The following is a 12,470-nucleotide window of genomic DNA, read 5'->3' on the forward strand; positions in this document are numbered from 1 at the left end:
TATATTTTGCATTTATTGTGGTAATTGCCAGTCAATTGGAGTTTGGCCATACTGCACCAAGTAATCATTTGTTTTAGAAAAAGGTTTAGTGCCAAAGAAGCCGCCACGGTTTGCCGCCAGTGGTGATGGATGTACCGCTGTCAGGATCAAATGCTTATCGGTATCGATATACTTGCCTTTCTTCTGGGCTTTACTACCCCACAAAATAAACACGGTATGCTTTGTCTGTTCATTGACTGCATCGATGACAGCGTCAGTAAACTGCTCCCAGCCTTTATTCTGATGACTGTTTGGCTCGCCTTCTCGCACAGTTAGTGAGCTATTAAGCAGTAGAACGCCTTGCTGCGCCCAGTATGTCAAATCGCCATGCGCTGAAGGGCGAATGCCAATGTCATCTGCCATTTCTTTAAGCAAATTATTCAATGATGGTGGCTTTGGAATGGCTTTAGGAACAGAAAATGATAACCCCATAGCCTGACCTGGACGATGATAAGGATCTTGGCCCAAGATTACCACTTTGACTTGTGACAAAGGCGTGAGGTTAAGCGCATTGAACATCAATGGTGCAGGCGGATAGATACTATCATCGGACTGGTAGGCTTCTTTTAAAAACGCGCGTAGATTGTCCATATTCTCAGACGTTAATTCATCTGCTAATGCCGTTTTCCAATCTTCTGGTAAACGGACATTGTCTAAAATCGCTTGCTTTTGTTCTGGAGTCTTGGTTTTCGGTTCATCAAACAGTTCCATAGTGTGTCCTTTTTATACTTGTTATCTTGTTATAAATTCAATAGGTTCGTTAAAGCTGATTTACTGTAAATAATCATACTAACAAAAAACGGTGTGTGCTTTGTTGATGAATTATAGCAATAAAAAAACGGCTACCGCAGTAATACGGTAGCCGTTTTTATGATGTCAATATCAAAAAACTTAGCTGGCTAGAGACTCAGAATCAGGATGCGGTTCATGAGTTTCAACGACTGTTAGAATAATACGACTATCAGCTGAGCCTTTGTCTGATACCTTATCAAGCTTCATCGTATCACTCTCTTGAGAATCATCGACTTTAGGCTCTAAGGTCAGGTGTACGACACCGCCATTGACCAAATCCCCAAACAAAATCATACTTGCCAATGGTTTTTTGATTTCATCTTGAATCAGACGCTGCATCGGACGTGCACCCATTAGACGGTCATAGCCTTTATCCGCCAAGTAGTCACGTACATCATCATCAATCTCTAATGTCACTTGCTTATCATCAAGCTGCACTTGCAATTCAACCAAGAACTTATCGACAACTGATACAACAACTGACGTATCTAGAGGATTGAACTGAATAATGGCGTCTAGGCGATTACGGAACTCTGGCGTAAAGACACGTTTCAGCGACTCTGTGTTATCACGGCTATGGTCTTGTTGAGTAAAGCCCATTGACGAGCGACTGATACTATCAGCACCAACGTTTGTTGTCATAATAACGATGACTTGCTTAAAAATGGCCACACGACCATTATTATCGGTCAACGTCCCATGATCCATGACTTGTAGTAACAAGTTAAAGACATCCGGATGCGCCTTTTCAATCTCATCAAGCAACAACACACAATGTGGATGCTGATTGATTTTTTCAGTAAGTAAGCCACCTTGATCATAGCCAACATAACCTGGAGGTGCACCAATCAAGCGTGATGCCGTATGCGCTTCCATATACTCTGACATATCAAAGCGTACCAATTCTACACCTAACAGGTTCGCTAGCTGACGCGATACTTCTGTTTTACCCACACCAGTTGGACCTGCAAACATAAACGAACCAATTGGCTTATCAGGTGCTTTTAGTCCTGCACGTGATAGCTTGATAGCATCAGCCAACGTAGCAATCGCCTCATCTTGACCAAACACCAAGTGCTTAAGATCTCGATCTAAATGCTCAAGGATGCTCTTGTCATCACTCGATACAGATTTGGGTGGAATACGTGCCAATTTGGCAATAATAGCTTCGATATCAGCAACATCGATTTTCATCGGTGGCTTTTGACCTTTTGATAATTTCACACCATCTGCTGACTTAGCACTATCGCTTGCTTTCGCAGTCGCTGCTTCATCCTGCATTTCATTATCTGTATCACTATCGATACCTTCGATATCAGCATCAATCTGCGCATCAAAATCTTGCTCTAAATCAGCAATGAAACTTTCTTCCGCTTCGATATCATCGACATCAGGCACCACACCTAAGCGCTTATACGCACCTGCTTCGTCAATTACGTCAATAGCTTTGTCAGGTAAAAAACGCTCATGAATATGTTTGGCTGATAACTGTACCGCTGTGACCAACGCTTCATCCGTATACTCAACATTATGGAATTCTTCATAACGAGGTTTTAGGCCACGCAGGATATCGATGGTGTCATCCACACTGGGTTCTTTGACATCGATTTTTTGGAAACGACGCGACAATGCATGATCTTTTTCAAATACTTGGCGATATTCAGTAAAGGTTGTTGAACCTATACAACGTAGCTCACCGTTAGCAAGCGCTGGCTTGATAAGGTTCGATACATCCATATTGCTACTCATAGATGAACCAGCACCAATAATCATATGAATTTCATCAATAAAAAGAATAGCATTTGGTTTTTTCTTTAGTGCATCAAGCAACGACTTCATGCGTTTTTCAAAGTCACCGCGATACTTAGTTCCCGCAATTAGTGAGCCAATATCAAGGCTATAAATCACGCAACCGTTAAGTGGCTTCGGCGCTTTGTCGTTAATAATTAACCATGCTAAACCTTCAGCGATAGAGGTTTTACCTACACCAGGCTCACCTACTAGCAATGGGTTATTTTTACGACGACGGCATAGTACTTGGGCAGCACGTTCAATTTCAGAAGCACGCCCAATCAAAGGATCCGTTTTACCTTCAGCAGCTCGCTGGTTTAGATTGGTTGCAAATTCAACTAAGGGATCTTTACTGGTCTTTTCAGAGGCACTACGACGCTCAGTGCCTGCAGAACCACGTGATTCAGACGGCTCTTCTTTATCTTGACCATGTGACAAATACTGGGTTAGCTCAAGGCGACTGATGCCTTGTTTTTTAAGCAGGTAGACAGCATAGGTATCATGCTCTGAAAACATAGAGACCAAAATATCAGAGCCTTCTACCAAACGACCACCACCGATCGATTGCACGTGAAAAATAGCACGCTGCAAGATACGATCAAAGCTTTGAGTCGGCTGCGGTGACTGTTCTGTATCAGCATCGATAGTTGGCGTGTGTTTATTAATATAAACCTCAAGCTCAGTACGCAACGCCGAGACATTAGCATTACAAGCAGTCAACGTATTGGCAGCATGAGTGTTTTCTAATAAGGCCAAAAGCAAGTGTTCAACAGTGAGATACTCATGCGATTTTTGGCGCGCAAGCGTCATTGCTAAACGTAGAGAAACTTCAAGATGACGACTTAACATAACAACTTCCTACGGTTATATCTATCTTTATAATTGATAGTTTTATGAATGAGTTAGTAAGTAAATCAGGGCGGTAGATGAATTGTTCAAGGGCTATATTCGTATTATTAGAAGTCATGAATAAATGAGGTGAGCGGTAGACTATTGATTAAATACTATAATCTCGCTATCAGCCAACAGTAATCATAACTATCCATGGCCGCTTTTCTTTATATCAACACGATACTTCAACGGAGTCAATCTATTAACACAGACTAAAATGTATCAAAGCGTGCTACAAGCTAGTAGCGACAACTCTAATAACGAATATTAAATGTTGAAAAACTGATTAGATAGAAAGAGAGATTGATATTTTAGAAGCTAGAAATGACAGAGTTTTAGCAAGTTTAACTGAGATACTTAGTCTAAGACTATTGAGTAGGCTGTTTAATAGATAGGGTTATTCGCTATAGAAATCAAGACTCTATGGATAATAAATCTATTTTAAAAGATTCTACTTGTATATAAGGGGAATGACTGAAAAGTCGAAAAAGCTCACTATAAAGGTGAGCTTTGATATGGATTGCTTAGAAATAAAGAACAGTAGGTACAGCTATAATAGAGCCATATATCAGTATAAGAAATTAATAAATTGCTCTACTCGCCTTGATGCGGCTCGATTTGGGTTAATAAGGGATAGCCTTCACGATGTGCCAAACTATTTACTTTTTTGGCCTTAGTCTCGGCGATATCTTTAGGATAAATGCCAGCAATGCCTTTGCTGCTATTATGAATAGTCAGCATAATCTCGACTGCAGAATCCATACTATGACGAAATTCTGACTGCAATATATATACAACAAACTCCATCGGCGTGTAGTTGTCATTATACATAACAACCGCATACATAGGCGGTTTGGCTACTTCAGGCTCTGCGACCAATACATCTGCTTGCGGTGACGTTTCACCATCGGTATCACCGTCTTGTGCACGATGAGCAGGCATATTGGGAAAGTGCCAATCAGCAACCGTTGGCGTGGCTTGTGATATCATTTTTTTCATCATAATCAAAATATAATTATAAGGTAAGTTTAAGATAGAAGAGGTTGTTAAGGCAGGCGATAAGGCATGGTATAAAGCACAACTACTAACTAGGGCTATTGTGCTTTGATTTCAACCACAGCATCGTCACTGAGTATTTCATTAAGACATGAGGTAATCAAGGTACGATAGGACTTTCATCAACTTCTGGTAAATCTAGGAGCGATGGTAGCATGTTATCCACACTATCACCGAGCTTCCAGTCATACAATTGCTCTACTTTCTGACCACCAGCTTGCAAAGTCAGTTTGGCTTGCAATGGTCTAAAGCCTGATGGCATTACAAAGCGACCACGTATCCGAACGATACCTTCGATCATATGGTATGCAGGGTCAAGAGGTACTTCTACAAGATCGTCATTGTTAAGTAGCGTCAATACAGGCCTCAAGCGTTTGGCTTGACCATCGCTACCGAGCATCCCAATATCAAAACCATACTCAAAAGCATTTTCAGGTAGTGGCGAAATTTTGGCACCTAATACCTGTAAAGGCATACCACCTTTCTCACGGATGACATCTGAATATAGCTCGTTGAGCTGTGATACTTGCTTATTTTCTACTGTTAATTCTTGCTGGCTTTCACGCAGTTCTTTTAAATTAGCCAAACTGATGGCCAGTTCTTGTTTGGCAGTTGCCGCTTGGTTAGTGGCTATCTTATTGCTAAGGCGCAAGTCTTCTAATGCTTGTGTCGCTTCAGTGCTATCGATGATTGCTTGCTTGGCTTCTGTTTCCATCGAATGAAGGCCACGTTGGTAACCAAGCTTATGACCGAATACCAGCCCAACCACCGCTGTCACTAATACAGCCACTACAAACAGTGCCAATACCAATGTAGAAGCGCCGCGTTGTGAGCTAGCAATACCACTTATAGGGACATTATTATTTCTAAAGGAATGCTGTTTGCGCTCCAAGCTATCTATAACCAAGTCTTTGCACGATAGACGTGCTGGCTGTGAGCAAAAGCGTAGTACGAGCTGAGAACGCATTTAGACAGTATCTCTTAAGGGTAAGGGCAAGTCATTATAGCCGAATTTATAATCAATACCTAGCACCGCAAATGTGAATGATTGGAATATGAAGTCGTTGATATTAAGGAACAATCGGTGCAAAGTTTAGCCCCATTGACTCGTCAAAACCAAACATCACGTTCATGTTTTGAACAGCCTGCCCAGCAGCACCTTTGACTAAGTTATCTTGAACAACGATAACTGTTAGCTCAGCGCGCTCATTGTCCTGATGTACGGCAATACGTAAACGGTTACTAGCGCGAACACTGCGCGTATCGGGATAAAGCCCCTTTGGCATGACATCAACAAACAACTCTGACGCATAGCTATTGTCAAACGCTTGCTGCCAATCGATAGCCGCACCAGCATCGGTCAGTTCCATATGAATAGAGCTGAGCATGCCACGAATCATCGGTACTAAATGCGGCAAAAAGCGAATACGGTGCGTAAATTGACTGTCTAATAACTGTGCGACACCCTGCTCAATCTCTGGTAAATGACGATGACCTTCGACGCTATAAGCCTTAAAACTATCTGTTGTCTCAGCATAATTGAGTGCAAGTGATGCTTGACGACCTGCGCCAGATACACCAGATTTTGCGTCAATTACAATACGAGACTCGATCAAACGCTCTGCTTGCTTATTCTGAGCTTCGATAATTGGTTTTAGACCCAAAATCGCAGTGGTTGGATAACAGCCTGGGTTGCCTACTAGTAACGCATTCGCAAGCTTGTCACGATTGATTTCTGGTAAGCCGTAGACTGCTGTTTTCAACAATTCAGGGCAAGCATGTGACTGCTTGTACCAATGCTCAAAGTCAGTCAGTGACTGCAAACGAAAATCAGCAGCCAAATCGATAACCTTGACGCCAGCTTGAGTAAGCGCTTCAGCTTGCTTCATTGCTACGCCATGTGGCGTCGCAAAAAACACAACATCACATTTTTGCAATGCAGCAAGCGTATTATCACCCAAGTCGCTAAAAACGATGTCAGACACACCGCGTAAGCTTGGGAAGATTTCATCAGCACGAGTGCCAGCTTCGCTACGAGAAGTTAATAAATCAATAGAAACCTCAGGATGAGCAGATAATAAGCGAATGAGCTCAATACCCGTATAGCCTGTGCCACCGACGATCGCTGCTGAAATCATAAAACACCCTTTTCTTGGTAAATACTAAATATGCACTGATAGATTCTATATTTGCTTATAACTCATTCAGTTCCATAAATTATACAGTTCCGCAAATGCGAACAAATACAGAATCACTCTCTAAATATTCTGACTCTTAAATTTTATAGTCGTGTACTGCATCCACAAACACTTTGGCATTGTCAGGGTTAACCCACTGGGTGATACCATGACCTAAGTTTGCTATGTAACCAGTCTTTTCACCGTCAGCGTAAGCACGGTCAAGCATGGCGTTCACTTCAGAACGGATAGTTGCAGGCGAGCCATATAACGTCGCTGGATCTAAGTTACCTTGGATAGCTTTGCTGCTTTGCAATTTTTTATGCTTCTTGGTCAACTGACGCTGACTTTCAGTCAACACTTGACGCGCACGATCAATCGGCATCGTCCAATCTAAACCTAACACGTCCGCTTCGCTGTCAGCCTGAATATCAAGCCATAACCCACCACCTTTAGTGAATAGCACTACAGGTACTTGTGGATGACGTTCTTTTAGTTCAGCGACAATACGCTTATTGTAAATGTGTGAAAATTCGATAAATTGACGATGGCCTAACGCCCCGCCCCAACTATCAAATATCTGTACAATTTGAGCACCAGCGACGATTTGGGCATCTAAATAGTCAATAACTGACGTCGCCAGCTTGTCTAGTAACTGATGTAAAAAATCAGGGTTACTATACAAAAAGCCTTTGGTATAACGATAATCCTTCGAGCTACCGCCTTCTATCATATAAGTAGCCAACGTCCACGGACTACCAGAAAAACCAAATAGTGGAACTTGTCCATTCAATGCTTTACGAATACTGGTTACAGCACGCATGACATAATCTAGAGAGTCGTTTGGCTCAAGCACTGGCAATCTATCAAGATCAGCCTGCTCACGGATAGGATGCTTAAATTTAGGACCTTCACCTGTTTCGAAATACAAGCCCAATCCCATCGCATCAGGGATAGTTAAAATATCACTAAACAAAATAGCGGCATCTAAGTCATAGCGGCGCAATGGCTGTAGAGTCACTTCAGTAGCGCGGGCTGTATCTTTGCACAGACTCATAAAGTCACCCGCTTCAGCACGAGTGGCTTTATATTCTGGCAAATAACGACCAGCTTGGCGCATCATCCATACCGGTGTGGTATCGATGGGCTCAAAACGTAATGCACGTAGCAATCTATCATTTTTTAAAGGTGCAAACTGTTGCTGAGCCGAGTTACTACCGTCTGAAGCACTCATGTACAAATCTCCAAAACCGCACAATATCCATATTTATAAATGGATATTGTGCTGGATAAAATAAGTTGAATAAAAAAGGTTATATGAAAGCGCTATACAGTCAATGCAAGGTTGTCGCGGTGTACCATGACGACACGTTCTTCGCTACTGCCAAAGATCTTATCGAACTGTTCGGTACGCTCACGAGCTACGCGGCGCGCATCATTCGATGAGAAGTTTACCTGCCCAACGGCTATGCGTTCGCCAGTATCTTGATGAATGATTTCTACCACATCACCTTCATCAAACCCGCCCCGCACTTCTACAACACCCACTGGCAATAAACTTCTATTGTGCTCAGTCAATGCTCTTGCAGCACCTGCATCAACGACCAAGCTACCTGACATACGTAGATGCGCAGCTAGCCACTGTTTACGCGCGATGATTTTATCTTCGTCATTAGTCGTCAGCAATGTACCTACCGCTTCGCCTGATACCACACGGGTAATAACGTCATCGATAGCACCGCTGACGATAACGGTAGGACAGCCACCCATAGCAGCAAGGCGTCCAGCACGGATTTTGGTCAACATACCACCGCGTCCAAGCTTACCGCCGTCTCCTGCAATATCAAATAAATAATCCGCCATTGCACGTTCTTGGCGAATCATCTTGGCATCAGGATTATCACGTGGGTTATCAGTGAAGACACCTTCTTGGTCGGTTAAGATGATGTACAAATCAGCATTAACCATTGCGGCTGCCATCGCACCCAAGGTATCGTTATCACCGAATTTAATCTCATCAATCGTGATGGTATCGTTTTCGTTGATAACAGGTAGTACGCGCCATTCTAATAACTGGGTCAGCGCCCCCGTCGTATTAAGGTAACGGCTACGATTAGACAAGTCATCATGAGTTAGCAGTAGCTGCGAGCTTTGAATACCATGCTGAATCAAAGCTGACCACCATGTTTCAATCAACCCCATTTGACCAATAGAAGCACAGGCTTGTAGTGCTGCTAGTTTTTTAGGGCGTTCCTCAAGGTTCATACGTACCACACCTTCAGCAACAGCACCTGATGATACTAGCAGTACCTCAACGCCTTTTTTGTGCAGCTTAGCAATCTGCTTTGCCCACTCATATATGGCAGTACGATCCAGCCCTCGACCGTTATTGGTTAATAGTGATGAACCAATTTTGACAATAACGCGCTGAATATCAAAGTTGCGAGTTTGCTTAACAAATCTTGCTTCTTCCATCGTGTTTGCTATGTCATCTGCCATATAAACTCCTTTTTTTCATATCAATTGATTGTAGGGATTAAATTCACAATTCAAGTATAACTGCTCAAGCATACTAGCTTAAGGAACGTACATTACCTCAACGCCATCGTCGTCATCATCCAAATCAGACGCATCCAAGCCTTCACGTGCTGCTTTACGAGCTGCACGATATGCTTCACGCTGTGCTTCAGTGTTAAGACGCACTTCGGCTTCTAAACGCTCAAAACGCTCTTTTTGTGCTTCAGCGAATATAGGATCTTCTATTTCACGCTCACGCTCAAGTTCAATATCATTCATTAAATGATATTTTACCGCATCAACACCTTCACCAGTCAGCGTTGCTGTACGGAAGACCATACCTGTCCAACCAAGCTCTGCGACAATATGTGTACAAAGCGCGTTCAAGTCTTCATCATTGACCTGATCGATTTTGTTTAATACCAAAATCTGCGGCAAGTTGGCCAATTCAGGCGAAAAACGCTCAAGCTCATTTAGGATAACGCGGGCGTTTTCGACCGGATCGCTACCATCGACAGGCTTGACATCAACTAAGTGTAGCAGACGACGCGTACGCGCAACATGCTTTAAGAAGCGAATACCAAGTCCTGCGCCTTCTGATGCACCTTCAATAAGACCAGGAATATCTGCCATTACAAATGAGCGATGACGACCAATATCGACCACACCCAAGTTTGGTACTAGGGTGGTAAACGGATAATCAGCCACTTTTGGTCTAGCAGCAGAGACTTGACGGATAAAGGTCGATTTACCAGCATTAGGCAAACCAATCAAACCAACATCAGCCACTACTTTTAGCTCAAACTTAAGAACTTTTAGCTCGCCTTCAAAACCTGACGTCGCTTTACGCGGCGCTTGGTTGGTCGAGCTTTTGAAATGGGTATTACCCAGACCACCATCGCCACCTTTGGCAATCAGTAGTGTCTGGCCGATCTCAATCAAATCGCCCAATACTTCGTCTGTCTCGGTATCAACTACCGTCGTACCAACTGGTACTGGTAAATAAAGATCATCAGACCCTTTACCTGAACAGTTTCTACTATGGCCGTTCTCAGCACGCATGGCGTCATGACGACGCGTATAACGATAGTCAACTAGGGTGTTGGTGTTGTCTTCTGCAATGACATACACATCTCCGCCCTTGCCGCCATCACCACCATCAGGTCCACCACGTGGGACATACTTTTCTCGGCGAAAACTGGCGATTCCGTTACCACCGTCACCTGCTTTTACCGTTACGACGGCTTCATCAATAAATCGCATCTTACGTTCCTTAATTCACAATCCAGTCTATAAACTGGTTACAACCAACGGTTGTATTTTGGGGTTTTGCTATGTTGTTGCGTCAAAATGAACACTGTATAAATACTAATTTTACTTAGTGCCCATTATGACAATAACACCCGATAATCAATCGGACTATCGGGTGTTTAAGTATGACAGTTAAAGTCCTACCAAGCTATTTAAAGTAGCATCTGCTACAGCGCCATTCTTATGACACTATAGCGCTACTATACTTGGTATGACGTTATTGCTCTACTGTATTTAGTAACCTATGCTGGAATCTGAGCGTAGCTGATTCCGGCCATTTGCGTCGCCAAACGCAATACCTGAGTACTATAACCAACTTCGTTGTCATACCAAACATATACGATAGCTTGGTTGTCAGTCAAAATAGTGGCTTGAGCATCGATAATACCAACATGAGTCGTACCAACGAAATCCGTTGATACCGCTTCTGTAGAATCTGTATAAGCAATCTGCGACTGCCAAGTGCTGCTGTTAGCCATTTTACGCAAGAACTCATTTAATGCATCAGCGCTTGCTGGAGCAGTTTTTAGATTCACGTTCAAGATAGCTAAGCTGACGTTTGGTGTTGGTACACGAATAGCGTTACCCGTTAGCTTACCATTTAATTCTGGCAATGCTTTACCAACAGCTTTTGCAGCGCCAGTACTAGTGATAACCATGTTCATCACAGCACTACGACCACGGCGGTCTGCTTTATGGTAGTTATCAACTAAGTTCTGATCATTGGTAAATGAGTGAATAGTCTCTACATGACCATTTACAATACCGTACTCATCGTTCAGTACATTCAACGTTGGCGTAATCGCATTGGTCGTACAGCTAGCAGCACTAACAATCGTATCGTCACCAACGGTGTCATTGTTCACGCCATAAACGACATTTTTGATATCGCCGCCAGCAGGTGCGGTTAGTAGTACTTTTTTCACGCCAGTAGACTGTAAGTGCTTACCAAGGCCTGCTTCGTCTTTCCAAATACCCGTGTTATCGATAACAAGAGCGTTATCGATACCATAAGCAGTATAGTCGATTTCGCTTGGGTCTTTGGCATAAATAACTTGTACAAAACGACCATTAACGATCATGCCGTTATTATCATCATCGATGCTGATGCCGCCTAAGAATCTACCATGGATTGAGTCACGCTCAAGCAATGAGATACGCTTAGCCAAGTCACCAGCAGCGGCTGGACGTACAACGATTGCTTTTAGTTGTAGACCTTTTGCGCTTGACGCTTGTGACAAGAGCAGACGAGTCAAGATACGACCAATACGGCCAAAACCATACAGTACAACGTCCGTCGCGCCATTTACAGCACCAGAGTTGTTGATAGACTGTAGAGCGGTTTGTAAGTCAGTATCATTAGCAATCAATTGACCAACATCGATACGAGTGGCTTGGATATCAGTGTTTTCTGAGATAACTTTTACCATCGCTAGAGTATCAGCGATATCGATAGCTTTGGCGCCATGGTCGCGTAGCGCTACTTTTTGATGTAAAGCAAGTATTTGACCAACTGAGGTAGAGTCTAGCGTTTCGCCAAACAAAGTCACTTGTACGTCTTGCTTGTTATAGAGCTTGTTTAGTAGCCCCATAAGCTCAATCGCTTGTTGCTCTTGATTGTTGTAGTTGTTCAAGTGGTCTTGATGTAATTGGCGTAAGGTATCAGCGTTGCTCACGAGAAACATCCTTATGGTCAGTAATATATGATCAATAAAATATGAAGAAGTGTAAAATAGATAGGTCGTGTATGCTCTAAATGGCGACTCTAATATGATAATCAACCACTATCAATATGGGTTATTGACGCTAGAGTATTTGAATCGCCTAGATTTTAGCCTAAAACGCCTCATTTTGCCAGTAGTAACCGATTAGCTAGCGTGCATAATAGGTTTCATT

General features: G+C 42.9%; 9 protein-coding genes. All 9 read right to left on the reverse strand.

Annotated features, from left to right (window positions below; translation table 11 throughout):
* Positions 1 to 12 precede the first annotated feature (12 nt).
* Complete coding sequence (locus QO187_RS01565; RefSeq protein WP_102094432.1) at positions 13 to 750, reverse strand: uracil-DNA glycosylase; 738 nt, start codon at positions 748 to 750, stop codon at positions 13 to 15.
* A gap of 180 nt (positions 751 to 930) precedes the next feature.
* Entirely contained in the window at positions 931 to 3,471 is a 2,541-nt protein-coding gene (locus QO187_RS01570; protein WP_102094431.1) for an AAA family ATPase, read from the reverse strand.
* 636 nt (positions 3,472 to 4,107) lie between these two features.
* Entirely contained in the window at positions 4,108 to 4,503 is a 396-nt protein-coding gene (locus tag QO187_RS01575; protein WP_101206289.1) for an ATP-dependent Clp protease adaptor ClpS, read from the reverse strand.
* Positions 4,504 to 4,669: 166 nt separating this feature from the next.
* Entirely contained in the window at positions 4,670 to 5,536 is an 867-nt protein-coding gene (locus QO187_RS01580; protein ID WP_102094430.1) for a hypothetical protein, read from the reverse strand.
* Positions 5,537 to 5,639: 103 nt separating this feature from the next.
* Positions 5,640 to 6,707: an N-acetyl-gamma-glutamyl-phosphate reductase gene (gene argC, locus QO187_RS01585; protein WP_102094429.1), complete on the reverse strand. Its 1,068-nt coding sequence runs from the start codon at positions 6,705 to 6,707 to the stop codon at positions 5,640 to 5,642.
* Between the two features lie 136 nt (positions 6,708 to 6,843).
* Positions 6,844 to 7,980, reverse strand: coding sequence for a uroporphyrinogen decarboxylase (gene hemE / locus QO187_RS01590; protein ID WP_102094428.1), 1,137 nt, complete (start codon positions 7,978 to 7,980; stop codon positions 6,844 to 6,846).
* Between the two features lie 92 nt (positions 7,981 to 8,072).
* Positions 8,073 to 9,245 carry a glutamate 5-kinase gene (gene proB / locus QO187_RS01595; RefSeq protein WP_102094427.1) on the reverse strand — a complete coding sequence of 391 codons (1,173 nt, stop codon included), beginning with the start codon at positions 9,243 to 9,245 and terminating at the stop codon, positions 8,073 to 8,075.
* Between the two features lie 78 nt (positions 9,246 to 9,323).
* Positions 9,324 to 10,526 (reverse strand): Obg family GTPase CgtA, encoded by a 1,203-nt coding sequence (gene cgtA / locus QO187_RS01600; RefSeq protein ID WP_102094426.1) that lies wholly within the window; start codon positions 10,524 to 10,526, stop codon positions 9,324 to 9,326.
* A gap of 290 nt (positions 10,527 to 10,816) precedes the next feature.
* Positions 10,817 to 12,259, reverse strand: coding sequence for a glyceraldehyde-3-phosphate dehydrogenase (locus tag QO187_RS01605; RefSeq protein ID WP_102094425.1), 1,443 nt, complete (start codon positions 12,257 to 12,259; stop codon positions 10,817 to 10,819).
* Between the last annotated feature and the right edge of the window lie 211 nt (positions 12,260 to 12,470).

Origin of the sequence: Psychrobacter sp. Arc9, from assembly GCF_041431295.1 — a bacterium.
Taxonomy (GTDB): domain Bacteria; phylum Pseudomonadota; class Gammaproteobacteria; order Pseudomonadales; family Moraxellaceae; genus Psychrobacter.